The following is a 16,678-nucleotide window of genomic DNA, read 5'->3' as shown; positions in this document are numbered from 1 at the left end:
CCCTGCATGACGACGAGTTCGACCGATGCCGTTCCCAACCCGCATGCCACGGCCGAGCAGGTGGAGGCCGCCCGCCACGACAGCAAGCTGGCCCAGGTGCTTTACCACGACTGGGAGGCCGAGTCCTACGACGAGAAGTGGTCGATCTCCTACGACCAGCGCTGCGTGGACTACGCCAGGGACTGCTTCGACGCGATCGTCCCCGACCCGGTGCAGCGGGAGCTGCCCTACGATCGCGCCCTCGAATTGGGCTGCGGCACCGGGTTTTTCCTGCTCAACCTGATCCAGTCCGGGGTGGCCCGGCGCGGGTCGGTCACCGACCTCTCGCCCGGGATGGTCAAGGTCGCCACCCGCAACGGGCAGTCGCTGGGGCTGGACATCGACGGACGGGTCGCCGATGCCGAGGGAATCCCCTACGAGGACAACACCTTCGACCTGGTCGTCGGGCATGCCGTGCTCCACCACATCCCCGACGTCGAGCTGGCGCTGCGGGAGGTCGTCCGGGTGCTGCGGCCGGGTGGCCGGTTCGTGTTCGCCGGCGAGCCGACCACCGTCGGCGACACCTACGCCCGCACGTTGTCCACCTTGACCTGGCGCCTGGCGACCAACGTCACCAAGCTGCCCGGCCTGCACGGCTGGCGGCGGCCGCAGGCCGAGCTCGACGAATCCTCCCGCGCCGCGGCGCTGGAGGCCGTCGTCGACCTGCACACCTTCACGCCGGGCGACCTGGAGCGGTTGGCCGGCAATGCCGGCGCGACCGAGGTGCAAACGGCGACCGTGGAATTCACCGCCGCGATGCTGGGCTGGCCGTTGCGCACGTTCGAATGCGCGGTGCCACCGGGCCGATTGGGTTGGGGCTGGGCCAAGTTCGCGTTCAACAGCTGGAAGACGTTGAGCTGGCTGGACGCCAACGTCATGCGGCACGTGGCGCCGAAGGGCTGGTTTTACAACGTGATGATCACCGGGGTCAAACCCTCCTGACCGAGGGCCTCACGTTCGGCGTCGAGGACGTCCGCTATCTGCGATCGGAGTCGGGCGCCGTGGCGTTGGCCGCGGTCGCCGAACTCGAGCTGACCGACGCCAGCCGGGTCGCCGACATCGCCGCGGCGCGCGCCCGGTTCGGCGACCGGGCGCCGGTGTTGGTGGAGACGACGCTGCTGCGCCGCCGCGCCGCCGAGAAACTGTGCGGTCTGGGCGCCGAAGTGCCGGTGTCGAACTGGCTGTTCACCGACGAGGCGCTGCAGCAGGCCACCGCGGCCCCGGTGGCCGTGCATCGGGCCACGCGGCTGGCCGAGGCGGGGGTCGTCGTGCACGACGCCACCTGTTCGATCGGCACCGAGTTGGCCGCGTTGCGCGGGGCGGGCGTCCGCGCGGTCGGCAGCGACCTCGATGCGGTGCGGCTGGCCATGGCCCGGCACAACCTGGGGGAGGTGGCCGTGCTGTGCCGCGCCGACGCGCTGGCTCCGGTGACCCGCGATGCCGCGGTCCTGGTGGACCCGGCGCGCCGACTCGGCGCGCGGCGCGGCTTCCGCATCGAGGACTACCGGCCCGGCCTGGGCGCCCTGATCGACACCTATCAGGACCGCGATCTCGTCGTAAAGTGCTCTCCCGGAATAGATTTCGACGAATTGGGCCGGCTCGGCTTCGCCGGCGAGATCGAGGTGACGTCCTATCGCGGCTCGGTGCGCGAAGCGTGCCTGTGGTCCGCCGGACTGGCGCAGCGCGGCATCCGTCGGCGCGCCAGCATCCTGGATCGCGGCGAGCAGGTCACCGACAGCGACCCGGACGACTGCCCGGTGCGCCCGGCCGGGCGATGGCTCGTCGACCCCGACGGCGCGGTGGTCCGCGCCGGGCTGGTGCGCCACTACGGCGCGCGGCACGGGTTGTGGCAACTCGACCCCGACATCGCCTACCTGTCGGGGGATGAGCTGCCGCCGGCGGTCCGGGGCTTCGAGGTGCTCGAGCGGCTGGCGTTCGATGAGCGACGGCTGCGCCGGGCGTTGTCGGCGCTCGATTGCGGGGCGCTGGAGATCCTGGTTCGCGGGGTGCGGGTGGACCCCGACGCGCTGCGCCGCCGGATGCGGCTACGCGGTGGCCGGCCCCTGACGGTGGTCATCACCCGCCTGGGGTCGCGGGCCGCAGGAGGGGCGACGGCGTTCGTTTGCCGGCCGTCGCGATAGCGCCCGGTAGGCTGGAGCGATCGCTAGTTCAGGCGCCAGCGCCGCCTAATCCCGCAAGGACATTCGAAGAATGCGTTATCTGATAGCGGCCGTGGTGCTCGCATCGGCGGCCCTGTTGGGCTGGCCGGCGGCCGCCGCGCCACCCTCGTGTGCCGGCCTGGGCGGCACCATCGAGGACGGCCAGATGTGTCGCATCCGCGCCACCGGCCCCACCTACACGCTCAACATGGCGTTCCCCGCCGACTACCCCGACGAGCAGGCGCTGACCGACTACATCACGCAAAACCGGGACGGCTTCGTCAACGTCGCGCAGAGTTCGGGGCCCCGCGATCAGCCCTACCAACTGGAGGCCACGACCGAGCAGCGCGCCTCCGGTCAGCCGCCGCACAACACCCGCAGCGTGGTGCTCAAGTTCTTTCAGGACCTCGGGGGAGCGCACCCGTCGATCTGGTACAAGGCCTTCAACTACAACCTCGGGACCAAGCAAGCCATCACCTTCGATAACCTCTTCGCGCCGGGCATCGCGCCGCTGGACAGCATCTTCCCGATCGTTCAGCGCGACCTGGCACGCCAAACCCCTTTGGGCGCAGCCATTCTGCCCTCGGCCGGGCACGACCCGACGCACTACCAGAACTTCGCCATCACCGACGACGAGCTGATCTTCTACTTCGCGCCCGGTGAGATGTTGCCGGCGTTTGCCGGACCGGTGCAGGCCGAGGTGCCCCGCAACGCCATCCCGCAGCTGGCCGTGTAGTGGCGATCGCAAGCGCGGCGTAGCCGGGCGAAGCGGGTCGCCACCATCGATCAGGGTTGGCGATCGCAAGCGCGGCGTAGCCGGGCGAAGCGGGTCGCCACCATCGATCAGGGTTGGCGATCGCAAGCGCGGCGTAGCCGGGCGAAGCGGGTCGCCACCATCGATCAGGGCCTAGACGGGACCGGCCTGCAGCTCCATCGCCACGGCCGCGGCCACCAGCCCGGCGTGGACCACACAACCGATGATCGGGACGAAGAAGGCCCGCCTGCGATGCGCGAGGAGATACACCGACACCGCCGCGTCGAGGAGCAGGACGGCGCCGCCGCCCCAGGTCGCCAACGTCATCGCCCGGCCGACCCAGGCGGGGTCGCCGCATCTCACCGAGCCGCACGGGTCGGTGGTCATGACGAGGAGGCCGAGCAAGCCGAACGTCGCGGCGAAGAAGCACCCGTGCAGGACCAGCAGGATCAGGGTCGCGGCGAGGCCGGCCGGCCCACCTCCCTGGTCGCCGCGGTTGCCGTCGGTTGGCACCCCACGATTATGGGTCAGGCCGGCGCGAAGCCGTACACCTGGCCGTCGCTCGTCGCGGCCACCACGCGGCGGTCGGCGCCCACCGAAACCCCCAGCGGGTAGCCGGTGGCCGCCGGAAGCGGGTAGCTGCCCAGCGTGTGACCGGTACCCGGATCGAAGACCAGTAGCGACAGGCCGGGAGCGCCGTTCGCGACCGGTGCGTTGATTGCCGCGTAGCCGACCCCGGTGCCGGCCAGACTCGCCGACGACAACGGGACGACGTCATCGCGGCGCCACGCCTGATCGGCGTGATCGCCCGCATCCTTGAAGGCCACCAACCGGGTGTCGGGGCCACCGCCGGACACGACGAGGCCCGCGGGCGTGACCGCGGGCGGCGTCTGTGCCAGGAACCCCAGCGGCGCCGACCACTTCACTTTGCCGTCGGCGGCATGCAGTGCCCACAGTCGTTGGTCACGGCCGTTGACGTAGACGGTCGACCCGTCCGCGGACAGCACCGGGCTGGCGATGACACCCGCGGCGACCGCGTCGCTGGTCCACTCCCGGGACACCAGCGGCGTCTGCCCGGGGTGATATTTCAGCCCGACCAGCCCCGCCGCGGGCGCGTCCGGCTGCCAGACACCCAGCACCGCCATCTGGCTGGCCGCCGAGAACGCGGGTGCGGCGGCGACCGGGCAGCCCTGCCGAGCCGGCGCGCAATCGCCCAGCCCGCGGGTCGCGTCGGTGGGATCGACACCGTCCACCAGATCCATCGGGCTGCCGACCACCGCGCCGCGGTGGGCCTCGAAGACCAGCACCTGGCCCAGATGGGTCACCACGAGCACCTGCCCGTGCCCGAGAAACCTTGGCGTGCTTGGCATTCCGATCACAGGCTGCCGCCAGCGAGTCCACTGCGTCACCGGGAACGAGAGGAACGCGCCGGGCTGGCCGACGTAGAGGTTGTCGAACCCGTCGAACAGCGGGCCCGCGAAGCCGCCACCCTGGAACAGTCGCACACACCAGCGCTGCCGGCCGTTGTCGTCGTTCTCCCATTCCATCAGCGAACATCCGGTCGGGGTCTGCGCGTTGAGGGCCAGATAACCGCGCGCACTCAGCGCCGGACCGGCCGCCAGGCTGCCCTTGACCGAGCGCGTCCACCGCAGCGACAGCTTGGTGGCGCCGGCGGTGCCGGTGTAGCCGCTGTTGGCGGCGTCGCCGTATTGCGCGGGCCAGCCGGCCGAGGGCGAGGCCTCCACCCACGAGTCGGTGTTGGCGCATCCGCCGAGTCCAACCGTGATCCCGGCCGCCAGCAGCGCGGATGACCAACGCCGAAGCCCACGCGGGACATGTCGGGCACGCACTTGGGTTCCCCAAATCCTTTCCGTGGACGTCGGCATGGGCAGCGATCGAGTACAGGTGAGGGTAACCCGTGGAGATCTGCGCGCGGCGGATCGCTAGGCTGTCCGGCCATGACGAGCATGTGGGGTGCCCCGGTCCATCGCCGCTGGCGTGGATCGAACCTGCGGGACCCACGGCAGGCCAAATTCCTCACGCTGGCCTCGCTGAAATGGGTGCTGCGCAACCGGGCCTACACGCCCTGGTACCTGGTCCGCTACTGGCGGCTGCTGAAGTTCAAGCTCGCCAACCCGCACATCATCACCCGCGGCATGGTGTTCCTGGGCAAGGACGTGGAGATCCACGCGACGCCCGAACTGGCGCAGCTCGAGATCGGCCGGTGGGTGCACATCGGCGACAAGAACACCATCCGTGCGCACGAAGGCTCGTTGCGGTTCGGCGACAAGGTGGTGCTGGGCCGCGACAACGTCATCAACGCCTACCTCGACGTCGAGCTCGGCGATTCGGTGTTGATGGCCGACTGGTGCTACGTCTGCGACTTCGACCACCGCATGGACAACATCAACCTGCCCATCAAGGACCAGGGCATCGTCAAGTCGCCGGTGCGGATCGGCCCCGACACCTGGGTCGGGGTGAAGGTGACGGTGCTGCGCGGCACGGCCGTCGGCCGGGGCTGCGTGCTGGGGTCGCACGCGGTGGTCCGCGGTGTGATCCCCGATTACTCGATCGCGGTCGGCGCGCCGGCCAAGGTGGTCAAGAACCGCCAGCTCGCGTGGGAGAGCTCGGCCGCCCAGCGGGCGGAACTCGCCGCCGCCCTGGCCGACATCGAACGCAAGAAGGCCGCCCGCTAGGTAGTACCGGGCAGATGGCGGTGACGCGCGGTGCCCGGCTTCGCCGCGCTCGCGACCCCGCTAACTCGGCGGTTCGGGGTGGTCGTCGACCTTGTAGTCGAAGTTGACGTCGCCGGCGTCGACGCTGGTAACGGTCACCGCAACACCGTACTTGTCGGTGCCGTCGACCAGTTGGCACCGCAGCGTCGCGCCCTGAGTCCCCTTCAGGTTGTCCGGGCAGGTCACCGCATCCGGCTTCCTGCCCACCTGCTGGGTCAGCTTGTCGCTGATGATGCTGGCCACCTGGTTCTTGTCGACCGTCTCCACCATGTCGAATTTGACGTCGCTGCCGTTGACACTGGTCACGGTCACGTTGACGTTGAAGGTCTGGTTCTTGACCTTCATCTCGCAATTGAGTTGCGCGCCAACCTTGGCCGGCAGGTCGTTCGGGCAGTTCACCGATTCGGGCTTGTTGCCCGCGGCGTCGGTCATCTTCGAGGTGATCTGTCCGGCGACGTCGCTCTTGCTGACCGCGTGCGACGAGCCGACGGAGCACGAACAGGCGTTGACCCCGGCCAGCAACCCGGCGGCGGCGCCGGAAGCCAGCAGGGTCCGAGCGAGGATGTGTGCCATTGGTGCCTCCCGAGCGGCGTGACAACTCCTGAATCGGCTGATAATGGCATGCCCAGACAGCCCCGGGTAGGCGATTGGGCAAACATTCACGCCGGCGACAATTCGTTGCTGAGCCGGGCCGGTGCGCGGGTCAGATGCTCTGGTAGCGCCGCAACGCCTCGGCGCGCTCGGCGCCGTGATCGACGATCGGGGCGGGGTAGCCGGCCGGCCGTTCCCCCTTGCGCAGGTGCGCGTCGTCTACCGCGCGCAATTCGGGCACCCATCGCCGGATGTACGCGCCGGACGGGTCGAACTTCTCGCCCTGCGTGGTCGGATTGAACACCCGAAAGTACGGCGCGGCATCGGTGCCACAGCCCGCGCACCACTGCCACCCGTGCTGGTTGTTGGCCATGTCGCCGTCGACCAGCTGGTCCAAGAACCACTCGGCGCCCCACTGCCAGGGCAGGTGCAGGTCTTTGACCAAGAACGAGGCGACGATCATCCGCACCCGGTTGTGCATGAAGCCGGTCTCGCGCAGTTGACGCATTCCGGCGTCGACCAGTGGGTAACCGGTCTCACCGGCCTTCCACGACTCGAAACGGCGTCTCGCCTCGGGCCCGGTGTCGGTGCGGATGCCGTCGAACTGGCTGTTCCAGTTGCGCCAGGCGCTCGCCGGCCAGTGATGCAGCACGTCGGCGTAGAAGTCGCGAAACGCCAACTCGCGCAGGTATGCCTGGGCCCCGGCCTGACCTGGGGCGAGGTCGGCGACCATGGTGCGCGGATGGATGGTGCCGAACTTCAGGTGCGCCGACATCCGGCTGGTGGCGTGCAGGTCCGGCCGATTGCGTTCTTCGTCGTAGTGTTGTAACCCATTGTCCACGAACGACTTCCACTGCTTTCGGGCTGCCGCCTCGCCGGCGGCGAGGTCGAGCGGCGCACCGGGATCGGGGATCTCGGCGCGCTTGGTCCGCAGCTGCGCCGGATCCAGCCACCGTGCGGACTTCGCGTTCGACTTAGCCGGTGCGCGCCAGCCGGATTCGCGCCACTGGCGCAGAAACGGGGTGAACACCTGGTAGGGGGAGCCGTCATTCTTGGTGACCCGGCCCGGCGAGACCAGGTACGGCGAACCCGTGGCCACCAGGGGAACCGAACCCAGCGCGGCGCGGACGCGTTCGTCACGGCGCTTTCCGTACGGCGCGAAATCCTCGGAGACGTGCACCGTCGACGCGCCGATCTCGTTCGCGATGCGCGGGATCAGCTTGTCGGGCTCGCCCCGGGTCACCAGTAGCCGTCCCTCCAGGTCGTCGCGCAGCTGTCGCAGCGAGTCCCCCAGGAACTGAAGGCGGCGCCGGCCGGCGGAGGCCTCGAGCGACGGGTCCAGCACGAAACAGGCGAGGACCTCGCCGTCGTCGGCCGCGGCATTCAGCGCGGGATGGTCGCTCAACCGCAAGTCGCGACGAAACCACAACAGGGCCGGCATGATCCGAGGGTTTCCTCAGCGGTTGAGGCGCCAAACATGGGTGGCCAGGACGGTGGCGAAGGAGCACCAGATGGGGTAGGCCGACTGGGCCAGCGCGGCCCGCGGGTCCGCTTGCGCGGTGCGACGCGTGAGGTCGGCGCTGCTGGCCGCGAGCAAGCCGGCACCGATGGCCGAGGCGCCGAGTTTGTGGAAGCGGAAGAACAGCCAACTCCAGCCGGCGTTGAGGATCAGATTCACGCCGAGCGCGGCGGCGTAGCGGCGTGCCCGATCGTGCTGTCCGGCCGCGCGGAAGCGGTCGATGGCCACCGCGGACGTGACCGCGATGTCGCCGTAGAGGGTGGTCCACGCCACCGGGAAGGCGGCGTTGGGCGGCTGGTACGGCGGCTTGCGCAGCCGCGCGTACCAGGCGGGAACGGCCTTGGCGCTCGCGATGCTGCCGGATCCGGCGGCGACGGCGACGGCGAGGCCGGTGGCGGCCAACGTGGACTTGTTCACGGGATGCTCCGTTCTCTTTCGGCTTGTACTGCAACACTTTCGGCTGGCCCGGGTGTGGTGGGCCACCAGATGCGGTCGCCGATGAGGGCGAACAGCGCGGGAATGACCAGTGTGCGGACCACGAAGGTGTCCAGCAGGATGCCGAGGCCGACGATGATTCCCAGCTGGGTCAGCACGATCAACGGCAACACGCCCAGCACGCAGAAGACGGCGGCCAAAACGATTCCCGCGCTGGTGATCACGCCGCCGGTGGCCGACACCGCGGCCACCATACCGGCGCGTGCGCCGCGCCGTGTTGACTCCTCGCGGGCGCGGGTGACCAGAAAGATGGTGTAGTCCACGCCGAGCGCGGCCAGGAACAGGAAGGCGAACAGCGGGGTGCTGTTGTCCAGCGCCGGGAATCCGAAGAGATGGCTGCTGGCCCAGCCGCCCATACCGAGCGCGGCCAGCGCCCCGAGAATGGTGGCCGACAGCAGCGTCGGCGGCGCAAGTGCGGAGCGCAGCAGGACGTAGAGCACCACCAGAATGACCGCGAGGATCGCCGGGATCAACAGGCGGCGATCGCGGGTGGCGGCGTCGCGGACGTCGAGAGCCTGCGCATCGGGCCCGCCCACCAGCGCCCCGGGGCTGGCGGCCTTCGTCGTATCGCGCAGTGCCGCAATGGTGTTGAACGCCCGCCCCGAGGAGGGTGGCGCGTCGATCACCACCGACCACTTCGTCAGCCCGGACGCCGAGCGCCCCGAATCGGTCGCCGACACCACGCCCGGCGTGGCCCTGATCGCCTGCGGCACCCGCGAAGCGGTGGGCGCGATGACCAGCGTGGGGTTGGTCAGGCCGGCCGGAAAGTGTGCGGCCACAATGTCATAACCGGACACCGAATCCGCGTGCACCCGGAACTGCTCGGTCTGCGACAGGCCGATCTGCGTGCCGAGCAGTCCGGTGGCCAGCGCCGCCAGGCCGGTGATCGCGACCGCCGCGACCAGCGCCGGTCGCCGGTTCACCCACTCCCCGACGCGGTGCCAGCCACCCGAATCCACGGTCGCGGCTTCGCCGGGGTGGGGGACGAAGGGCCAGAACAGTCGACGGCCGCACAAAGCGAGCAGCGGTGGCAGTATCACCAGGGCCGACACCGCGGCGACCAGCAGCCCGCACGCCGCCAGCGCGCCCAGGCTGCGCGTGCTCGGGGTCGAGGCGAACAGCAAGGTGAGCAACGCCAGCACCACGGTGGCATTGCTGGCGACGATCGCCGGACCGGCCATCCGCACCGCGCGGCGCAAGGCGTCGCGGTGCCCGGGATGGCGCCGCATTTCCTGCCGATAGCGGGAGATCAGCAGCAGCGCGTAGTTGGTGCCCGCACCGAAGACCAGCACGCTGGTGATCCCGGACGTGGCGCCGTCGAAGCTGAGCCCGGTCACCGGCGCCACGGCGGTCCCCACCGCCGCCGCGACCCGGTCGGCGAACCCGACCACCAGCAGCGGCACCAGCCATAGCACCGGTGAGCGGTAGGTCGCGATCAGCAGCAGCGCCACCACCGACGCGGTTACCGCGAGCAGGGTGATGTTGGCATTGGTGAACGCGCCGGCGATGTCCGCGCCGAACGCCGGGCCGCCGGTGACGTGGGCCTGCAGTTCCGTGGGCAGGCCGGTCGAGGCGGCCCCGCGCAGCTTCGCCACCGCGTCGGTCAGGTCGAGACCGGACGGGTCGGCGCTGACGGGCACCACCGCGATGGCGGCCTTGCCGTCGGCCGACGCCTGCGCCGGCGCCGCAACGGCGGATCCGCCCTGCGACGCGGCCGCCTGCATGCGGTCGCGGGCCGCCTGGGCGGCGGCGAGGCCGGCGGGGCCGAGGGCGGCGCCGTCGGCGCGGCCGACGACCAGGATCACGGGAGTGCGGTCCCCGCCGGGAAATTGGCGGACCATGGCGTCGACACGGGCCGAATCGGAGCCTGTCGGCACCGATAGCGGCGCCTGCCCGGCCGCCGAGTTGGCGCCGACGGCCGCCATGAAGACCACGCCCAACAACAGCACCCCGAGCGCGTACAGCCACGACCGTCGTCCAGTGACTGCCGCGGCCACGCCATCCCACACCACGAATGAAGTCTTTCAGTGTGTTAAACATTAATCAACTGAAATTACGCATCGTCACGCAATAGGGCGCGGACGGTACGCAACAAGGGGCACTATGGACATTATGGACGTGAGGGGCTGGGGGCCGGCAGCGCCTGGGGACCTGCCGTGACGGTCGACCGCGGGCCCATGACGACCCGCAAGCGGCGGCACATCGACGTGTGCCTCGGCGAGCAGGTCAACTATGAGCACATCAGTACCGGGTTGGAGCGGTACCACCTGCCCTATAACGCCCTGACCCAGACCAGCCTGGGCGACATCGACCTGTCCGCCAAGTTCTTCGGGGCGAATCTGCGGTCGCCGATTCTCATCGGTGCGATGACCGGGGGTGCCGAGTTGTCGGGCACCATCAACCGGAACCTGGCTTCGGCCGCGCAACAACTCGGCATCGGAATGATGCTCGGGTCGCAGCGAATAATGCTGGACAGCGCGCTGGGGGAGCGGGCCGCGGCCAGCTTTACCGTTCGTGACGTGGCCCCGGATGTGTTGCTGTTCGGCAACATCGGCCTGGCCCAGCTGACCAAGGCCGCGGTGCCCGACCTGGCGAAGGCTCTCGACCGGGTGGGTGCCGACGTGCTCGCCGTGCACACCAACCCGCTGCAGGAAGCCATGCAGCGCAACGGGGACACCGACTTCTCCGGCTCGTTGCGCAGGCTGCGGGACGCCGCCGACGCCATCGAGCGCCCCATCCTGCTCAAGGAGGTCGGCCACGGGATCGGCGGCGTGGCGGCCGCGGAATTGATTGGGGCCGAAGGCGAATTGCCGGTGTCCGGCATCGATGTCGCGGGCGCCGGCGGCACCTCGTGGTCGCGGGTCGAGCAGTTCGTCCGCTACGGCGAGCTTCGTTACCCGCACCTGGCCGACTGGGGCATCCCGACCGCGAGGGCCATCGTGGAGGTGCGTGAGGTGCTGCCGGACATCCCCTTGGTGGCCTCCGGCGGTATCCGCACCGGCATGGACGCGGCCAAGGCGATCGCGTTGGGCGCTGACGTTGTGGCGATCGCCCGGCCCCTGCTGCCGGCCGCGATCGAATCCGCTGCGGCCGTGGTGGATTGGCTGCAGCCATTCATCGACGAGCTCCGCGTCTGCCTGCACGGCTGCGGCGCCGCGAGCCTGTCGGCGTTGCGCGCGGTCGACCTCACGCCCGCCCCGTAGCTGCGTGTGACATGGCGGTGATACTGGCCTACGGGTCGCCGGCCTTGGGCCACCTGTTGCCGGTCGGGGCGCTGCTGGCCGAGCTCGCGGGCCGCGGTCACCAGGTTCACGCGCGCACGATGGCGGACGGTGTCGTGACGATGCGCGCGGTCGGCGTGCACGCCGAGCCGGTCGATCCCGAAATCGAGGCGATCGTCGGCGAGGATTGGCGGGCGCGAAACGCCTTGGGCGTCTTGAAGTCGACGATCGACGTGCTCTGCCGGCGAGCGGTGCTCGAGGTGCAGGATCTGCGCCGCGCGGTGGATGCGGTCCGGCCGGACGCGATCATCGTGGACGCGAACTGCTGGGGCGCGATGTCGGCGGCGGAGGCCGGGCATACTCCTTGGCTGGTGTTCTCGCCGTTCACGCCGTATCTGCGGTCCCGCGGGGTGCCGCCCTTCGGCCCGGGCTTTCGCCCCCTGCCGGGCGTCCTCGGCGACATCCGGGACGCCTCCGTGCGGCCGATCGTCCGCCATCTCTTCGACCGGCCAGTGGTCCCGCGCGTCAACGCCATTCGCGCCGGGCTGGGCGTGTCGCCGGTCGCTTCGGTCGACGAGTTCATGCGGCGCGCGCCGCTGCTGCTGGCCGTCGGGGGCGAGCCCTTCGAGTACCCGCATCCCGGCTGGGCCGGCTTGGTTCATCACATCGGCGCGTGCGTATTCGAGCCGACCGCGGCCGAGCCGGACTGGATCGCCGCCATCAGGCGGCCCCTGGTGCTGGTCAACACCTCCTCGATCAAGCAGCCCGACGCCGCTCTGGGACGGATCGCGTTGCGGGCGCTGGCCGATGAGCCCGTGCACGTGGTGGCGACGTTTCCGGCGGGGATACCGCCGGGTCTCCCGCGGCCGCCGAACGCGACCATATGCCGCTTCGTCCCGCACGCGGCCGTGCTGGAGCGGGCCAGCTGCGCCATCACGCACGGGGGCATGGGAACGACGCTGAAAGCCCTCGATCGCGGTGTGCCCGTCTGCGTCGTGCCGTTCGCGCGCGACCAGGCCGAAGTGGCGAGGCGCGTCGAGGTCGCCCGCTGCGGTACCCGCCTGGCCGCCAGAAACCTCACCCCGGCCCGGCTGAGGGCGAAGGTGCGCGCGGCGATGACGATGGCGGAGGGCGCGCGTCGAGTGGCGGCGGGATTCGCCGCGACAGGCGGGGTGCAGGGCGGGGCCGACCTGATCGAGCAGCGGGTGCTCGGCTCCGCGGCCCGGCGCCCGGTGCGCTAGGCGCACCCGGCCACGCGTGCCCCGTAGGTCGCTGAAGGGCAACTCGATCCGTCGGCGCCACCCCGTTGACTGACGATGTAATCGTGTGTGACGATATCGTCAGTTTGAAGGGAAGGGGAACATGAACGATTTCACCGGACCTCTCCGACTCCGTGCCCACGCCGAAACATCCGTCGGTACGCGGTCCTGGTGTCCCGTTCGGACCGCGTGATGCCGGGCACGCCCGCCGGCGTCGCCGTCTACCGCCCCGACATCTACACCAGGGCGGCGGTGATCGACCCGTATCCGCACTATCGGCGCCTTCGCCAGCTGGGCCCCGTGGTCTGGTTGCGCCGGCACCGCACGTACGCGCTGCCGTGCTACGCGGAATGCAAAGCCACGCTGCGCGATGACTCGACGTTCATCTCCGGCAACGGTGTGGCGCTCAATCCGATCAGTAATCGCCTCTCTCGCGGCACGACGCTCAACAGCGACGGCGCCGAGCACGACCGGCGCCGCAAATTGGTTGCGCACCGGCTGCTTCCACGGGCGTTGCGCGACTTCGCCGAAACGGTCGATCGACAAGCGGCCGCCATCGTCGACAGCGCCGTGCGCCGCCACACCGTCGACGCTGTCGAGGACCTCGCCTCGGCATTGCCGCTGGCCGTGGTTCCCGACCTAGTCGGATGGCCGCGCGATCAGCGGGGACGGCTGATCGACTGGGGCGGAGCCACATTCGACGCCCTGGGGCCGCTGAACTGGCAAGCCATCAGATCTGCCCCGCTCACTTTGCGGATGCTCCGATTCGCCCGCCGTGTGGTACGCGACCGCGCCGTGCTCGACGGCAGCATCGTTGACGAACTGCTGTCGGTGGCGGACGCGGGCGAGCTGACTCGCGAGGAGTGCACCGCGCTGATGATCGACTACATCGCGCCGTCGCTCGATACCACCATCAGTGCCATCTCCAACGCGGTCTACCTGCTCGCCGCTCACCCGGATCAGTGGCGCCTGCTCAAGGAGGACCCGGGTCTGATCCCGAACGCGCTCAACGAGATCGTGCGATACGAATCGCCGCTGCGCGCCTTCGCCCGCTTCGCCCGGGCCGACGCCGAGATCGCCGGGACGCGCATCCCGGCGGGGTCCCGCGTCGTCGTCATGTATGCCTCGGCCAATCGGGACGAGCGCGAATGGAGCGACCCGGACAGCTTCGACATCCGCCGCGAGGCGGGACGGCACCTCGGCTTCGGCAATGGTCAGCATGCGTGCGCCGGCCAGGCCCTGGCCCGACTGGAAATGGCTGCGATCCTGCGAGCACTGATCGAGCGCGTCGACCACATCACCCTCAGGGGGCGCCCCACCTGGGCCGTCAACAACATCATCCGACGGCATGAATCACTGCCCGTCAGCCTGGAGGGCAAGTGAGCGGCCGCTAGGCCGGGTGCTCACCGACCTTGCTCACCGCACGAGCCCGGCCCTTCGCCGGCGGGCGCTTCGCGCCGGTGGCCGGCGGCCGGGGGGCCGCACCGTCGAGTTGCGATTCGAAGGTGGACATCGCCTCCATCATCGCCAGGAAAACCCGGTGGGCGGCGGCCAGGTCGCGGTCGGAGATGCCGGTCAGGGCCGCGTGCAGTTCCGCCCCGAGGGGGGTGAAGAACGAACGGGCCAGCGCCATGCCCGATTCTTCGTAGCGGAGCAGAGTTTTGCGCCGGTCGTCGGGATCGGGCTCACGCCGCAGGTGGCCGGAGTCGATCATCCGGTCCACCAGGTAGGTGATCGCCGCGGGCGACACGTCCAGGCGTTGGCGCAGCTGCGCCGGCGTCAACGGCGTCCCGGCCGTCTCGGCGACCATGATGTGCAGCAGGGCGTGCAAGTCGGTGCCGCCCACGTCGTTTTGGCGGGCGAAGTGCCGGCCGATGCGGTCCGATTGCGCGGTGAGTGCGCGCATGTCGGCCGACATCAACTTCTCGAGTTCGGCTCGGTCCAGTCGCCGATCAGCGGCGCCGCGCTTGGTCACTTACCTGTGTCCTTCTGCAAGATTCGTCGACCAGCGTATCTGCGGCCGCCACACGAGCCCCGCGAGCCCCGGCAAGTGTCGCGTATTTGCCTCCGATCGGCCGATTCATCGGCGAACTCGAGAGGGTTCACGGTACCGACCGATCAGGACGTGGTCGGGTCGTCGCCTCAGTCGATTCGGCGCAGCGCGCCCGGCCTGTGCACCGCGTCCGCGCCCGTCCTATCGCTGCGGACGTGGTACCGAGGCTCGTCTCCCGACGCCCGGACGGTGCGCCCGGCGGCCTCGGTGTCGGAGGTGATTTCGCCTTCGGCGGTTCCGCGGACGGTGTTTCACTCCTTCGCCGAGCGGTCGTCGGGGCTGGCGGTATGGGCCGGGTGCGCGGGTGTGCGCCGGCGCTCTTTCAGCTGCGCTTCGTAGACGTGCCGGCGGCCGCCGGTGAGGCGATCTCGCACCAGGCGTTCGACTTCCCGGAAGCAGCGGTAATAGCCGTCGTCGTATTCGTCGATGACCTGGAAGGTCCATCGGCCCGGCAACACGTTGCGCCCGACCAGTTCGTCGCTGAGGTATTGCGCCAGGTCGGTTTCTCCGAGGTCGCGCAGGTGGGCGACGGCGGCGTCGAGCTGCAAGTCGGCGTGTCCGGTCAGCTGATGAAACGAGTAGAGGTGTCCCCGGGCCCGCTCGACGGTCTCCAGGGCCTCGGTGACTTTGCCGACGGCCTTCGCGACGTCATCCCTGGTTTCGCTCATGATCTCCCCCGACTGGTCGTGACGGCATTCCCGCCGGAATCCGCGCCGAACCCTCCGACGCACCCCGATAAATTAATTCACTTGATATTTAAGTACTTGAATAAGCTGGGTATAGCCATCGTCACGCATCGGGAAACGCCTGCCGGATAAGGGCTTTGCGCGCCGGCCCGTGGCCAGACGAGGATCAGAGGCCCCTGAGTTGCCTCTTGGCTGCCCGGCGCAGCTGGATGATCCGCGCGGCACCGACCAGCACCGTCGTGGTCGCGCCTGCCACCGCCGACAGCAGGTAACCCACGCCGACCGGCAGGTTCCAGCGGAACACGAGGAAGTGCACGGCGACGGATTCGGTGTTCTGCGCGACGAAGATCAGCAGGACGATGAGGATCACCAGTCCCACGACCAGCGCCCACCACGCGGCCGCCAGCCGGGTGAACGATCGCGATGACGGCTCGGGCGAAACGCGCGGCTCGGTGCTCATGCTGGTGACTAGCCCGCACGGCCGCGCGCCAAACACGCGGGACCGCGAAATGACGCCGCGCCGTGGCCGTTTAAACGTCTGCGTCCGGGGTATCTGGCGTCCGATGACTCTCAAAGAGGTGCCGCAGCGCGTCTGGCGCGGGCGACGCAAGGTGGTGCGGCTCCAGCGCGATCTGTGGCTTGTCCAGTTGGCCCTCTGGCCGATGTTGGTACTGTCCGCCGTCCTGCTTGCGGCGGTCGCTTGGGCCTTGTGGCAACGCAACTCGCGTCGGGGTCAACCCCACGCGGTGCCGCCCGTCACGGATTCGTCGGTGGCCGGCGCGCCGGGGGCACAGGCCGGCCTGAGCGGCTGACGCGCCCCGCGAACAGGGCCCAGGAGACGGCGGCAGCCACGAACGCGAAGAACTGTGCGACCCCGACGCGGCCGGACGGGACGAGCGTGCCCGCGACATAGCGGTCGACAAAGCCCGTGGCCGGTAGGGGATTCATGGTTGCGCGGCGCCGCGCCCACGATTCCAGTGCCGTCAACGGGCAAGGCAGCTCGAGCGTGACGACGGCGACGCCCCAGGCGACCGCGGCGCGGTGCAGCACGATGGTGCGCGGCCAGCGCAGCGCGAGGAAGCCGCCCACCGGTACGTACGCCAGGTAGGCGAGGTGCATGCCGACCGTGAGGACGACGGCGACGACATACCCTTTCCGCACGGTGGA

General features: G+C 69.8%; 17 protein-coding genes and 1 pseudogene. 7 read left to right on the top strand and 11 right to left on the bottom strand.

Features of this window, described 5'->3' with window-relative positions; translation table 11 throughout:
* Positions 1-6 precede the first annotated feature (6 nt).
* The 3 genes from C1737_RS11435 to C1737_RS11425 all read left to right on the top strand — a co-directional run bounded on the left by C1737_RS11435 (position 7) and on the right by C1737_RS11425 (position 2,934).
* Positions 7-981, top strand: a complete 975-nt coding sequence (locus tag C1737_RS11435; protein WP_102418290.1) for a class I SAM-dependent methyltransferase — start codon at positions 7-9, stop codon at positions 979-981.
* Positions 978-2,180, top strand: coding sequence for a class I SAM-dependent methyltransferase (locus tag C1737_RS11430; protein ID WP_158244004.1), 1,203 nt, complete (start codon positions 978-980; stop codon positions 2,178-2,180). Before C1737_RS11435 ends, C1737_RS11430 begins: the two co-directional genes overlap by 4 nt.
* 70 nt (positions 2,181-2,250) lie before the next feature.
* Positions 2,251-2,934, top strand: coding sequence for an esterase (locus C1737_RS11425; RefSeq protein WP_102418286.1), 684 nt, complete (start codon positions 2,251-2,253; stop codon positions 2,932-2,934).
* Between the two features lie 171 nt (positions 2,935-3,105).
* On the opposite strand, the gene C1737_RS11415 is transcribed toward C1737_RS11425, so the two are convergent.
* Positions 3,106-3,465, bottom strand: coding sequence for a hypothetical protein (locus tag C1737_RS11415; RefSeq protein WP_233214735.1), 360 nt, complete (start codon positions 3,463-3,465; stop codon positions 3,106-3,108).
* Between the two features lie 14 nt (positions 3,466-3,479).
* The gene (locus C1737_RS11410) at positions 3,480-4,838 is read right to left on the bottom strand and encodes a PQQ-binding-like beta-propeller repeat protein (RefSeq protein WP_067918435.1); all 1,359 of its coding nucleotides are present in this window, start codon (positions 4,836-4,838) and stop codon (positions 3,480-3,482) included.
* A 72-nt stretch (positions 4,839-4,910) separates the two neighbouring features.
* Here C1737_RS11410 and C1737_RS11405 point away from each other — a divergent pair, with 72 nt between their 5' ends.
* Entirely contained in the window at positions 4,911-5,648 is a 738-nt protein-coding gene (locus C1737_RS11405) for an acyltransferase (protein WP_067918432.1), read from the top strand.
* Positions 5,649-5,708: 60 nt separating this feature from the next.
* Here the strand turns inward: C1737_RS11405 and C1737_RS11400 are convergent, their stop codons facing one another.
* The 4 genes from C1737_RS11400 to C1737_RS11385 all read right to left on the bottom strand — a co-directional run bounded on the left by C1737_RS11400 (position 5,709) and on the right by C1737_RS11385 (position 10,304).
* Positions 5,709-6,260, bottom strand: coding sequence for a DUF4333 domain-containing protein (locus C1737_RS11400; protein WP_068098876.1), 552 nt, complete (start codon positions 6,258-6,260; stop codon positions 5,709-5,711).
* A 130-nt stretch (positions 6,261-6,390) separates the two neighbouring features.
* Positions 6,391-7,719, bottom strand: coding sequence for a deoxyribodipyrimidine photo-lyase (locus C1737_RS11395; protein WP_102418281.1), 1,329 nt, complete (start codon positions 7,717-7,719; stop codon positions 6,391-6,393).
* A gap of 15 nt (positions 7,720-7,734) precedes the next feature.
* The gene (locus C1737_RS11390; protein ID WP_068098884.1) at positions 7,735-8,214 is read right to left on the bottom strand and encodes a TspO/MBR family protein; all 480 of its coding nucleotides are present in this window, start codon (positions 8,212-8,214) and stop codon (positions 7,735-7,737) included.
* Positions 8,211-10,304, bottom strand: a complete 2,094-nt coding sequence (locus C1737_RS11385; RefSeq protein ID WP_102418278.1) for an MMPL family transporter — start codon at positions 10,302-10,304, stop codon at positions 8,211-8,213. The genes C1737_RS11390 and C1737_RS11385 overlap by 4 nt, the downstream gene beginning before the upstream one ends.
* A gap of 165 nt (positions 10,305-10,469) precedes the next feature.
* Between C1737_RS11385 and fni the strand changes: the two genes are divergently transcribed.
* The 3 genes from fni (at position 10,470) to C1737_RS11370 (ending at position 14,155) form a co-directional block, all read left to right on the top strand.
* Positions 10,470-11,495, top strand: coding sequence for a type 2 isopentenyl-diphosphate Delta-isomerase (fni, locus tag C1737_RS11380; RefSeq protein WP_102418276.1), 1,026 nt, complete (start codon positions 10,470-10,472; stop codon positions 11,493-11,495).
* An 11-nt stretch (positions 11,496-11,506) separates the two neighbouring features.
* Positions 11,507-12,754 (top strand): glycosyltransferase, encoded by a 1,248-nt coding sequence (locus C1737_RS11375; protein ID WP_102418273.1) that lies wholly within the window; start codon positions 11,507-11,509, stop codon positions 12,752-12,754.
* A 189-nt stretch (positions 12,755-12,943) separates the two neighbouring features.
* Positions 12,944-14,155: a cytochrome P450 gene (locus C1737_RS11370; protein ID WP_369807524.1), complete on the top strand. Its 1,212-nt coding sequence runs from the start codon at positions 12,944-12,946 to the stop codon at positions 14,153-14,155.
* 7 nt (positions 14,156-14,162) lie between these two features.
* Here C1737_RS11370 and C1737_RS11365 read toward each other — a convergent pair whose 3' ends face one another.
* From C1737_RS11365 to C1737_RS11345, 5 genes and pseudogenes are all read right to left on the bottom strand, one after another.
* A complete protein-coding gene (locus C1737_RS11365) occupies positions 14,163-14,747 on the bottom strand; it encodes a MarR family winged helix-turn-helix transcriptional regulator (protein WP_068092028.1) in 585 nt (194 codons plus the stop codon).
* A gap of 167 nt (positions 14,748-14,914) precedes the next feature.
* Positions 14,915-15,073: pseudogene (locus C1737_RS11360) on the bottom strand (DUF2945 domain-containing protein); the annotation flags it as partial.
* 3 nt (positions 15,074-15,076) lie between these two features.
* Positions 15,077-15,493 (bottom strand): hypothetical protein, encoded by a 417-nt coding sequence (locus C1737_RS11355; RefSeq protein WP_102418269.1) that lies wholly within the window; start codon positions 15,491-15,493, stop codon positions 15,077-15,079.
* Between the two features lie 184 nt (positions 15,494-15,677).
* Complete coding sequence (locus tag C1737_RS11350) at positions 15,678-15,971, bottom strand: lipopolysaccharide assembly LapA domain-containing protein (RefSeq protein WP_067918414.1); 294 nt, start codon at positions 15,969-15,971, stop codon at positions 15,678-15,680.
* A gap of 296 nt (positions 15,972-16,267) precedes the next feature.
* Positions 16,268-16,672 carry a DUF2784 domain-containing protein gene (locus C1737_RS11345; protein WP_231980212.1) on the bottom strand — a complete coding sequence of 135 codons (405 nt, stop codon included), beginning with the start codon at positions 16,670-16,672 and terminating at the stop codon, positions 16,268-16,270.
* Positions 16,673-16,678 lie beyond the last annotated feature (6 nt).

It is taken from the genome of Mycobacterium sp. 4858, assembly GCF_900240975.1.
In the GTDB taxonomy this organism is placed as follows: Bacteria; Actinomycetota; Actinomycetes; order Mycobacteriales; family Mycobacteriaceae; genus Mycobacterium.
Note: the sequence above shows the minus strand (reverse complement) of the source record. Positions and strands in the feature narration are given on the sequence as shown.

What these genes read in the sequence shown, in the direction of transcription:
- C1737_RS11425 (WP_102418286.1), top strand. Translation starts at nt 2,251, where the DNA reads ATGCGTTATCTGATAGCGGCCGTGGTGCTCGCATCGGCGGCCCTGTTG.
- C1737_RS11395 (WP_102418281.1), bottom strand. Translation starts at nt 7,719, where the DNA reads ATGCCGGCCCTGTTGTGGTTTCGTCGCGACTTGCGGTTGAGCGACCAT.
- C1737_RS11375 (WP_102418273.1), top strand. Translation starts at nt 11,507, where the DNA reads ATGGCGGTGATACTGGCCTACGGGTCGCCGGCCTTGGGCCACCTGTTG.
- fni (WP_102418276.1), top strand. Translation starts at nt 10,470, where the DNA reads ATGACGACCCGCAAGCGGCGGCACATCGACGTGTGCCTCGGCGAGCAG.
- C1737_RS11400 (WP_068098876.1), bottom strand. Translation starts at nt 6,260, where the DNA reads ATGGCACACATCCTCGCTCGGACCCTGCTGGCTTCCGGCGCCGCCGCC.
- C1737_RS11350 (WP_067918414.1), bottom strand. Translation starts at nt 15,971, where the DNA reads ATGAGCACCGAGCCGCGCGTTTCGCCCGAGCCGTCATCGCGATCGTTC.
- C1737_RS11410 (WP_067918435.1), bottom strand. Translation starts at nt 4,838, where the DNA reads ATGCCGACGTCCACGGAAAGGATTTGGGGAACCCAAGTGCGTGCCCGA.
- C1737_RS11355 (WP_102418269.1), bottom strand. Translation starts at nt 15,493, where the DNA reads ATGAGCGAAACCAGGGATGACGTCGCGAAGGCCGTCGGCAAAGTCACC.
- C1737_RS11405 (WP_067918432.1), top strand. Translation starts at nt 4,911, where the DNA reads ATGACGAGCATGTGGGGTGCCCCGGTCCATCGCCGCTGGCGTGGATCG.
- C1737_RS11435 (WP_102418290.1), top strand. Translation starts at nt 7, where the DNA reads ATGACGACGAGTTCGACCGATGCCGTTCCCAACCCGCATGCCACGGCC.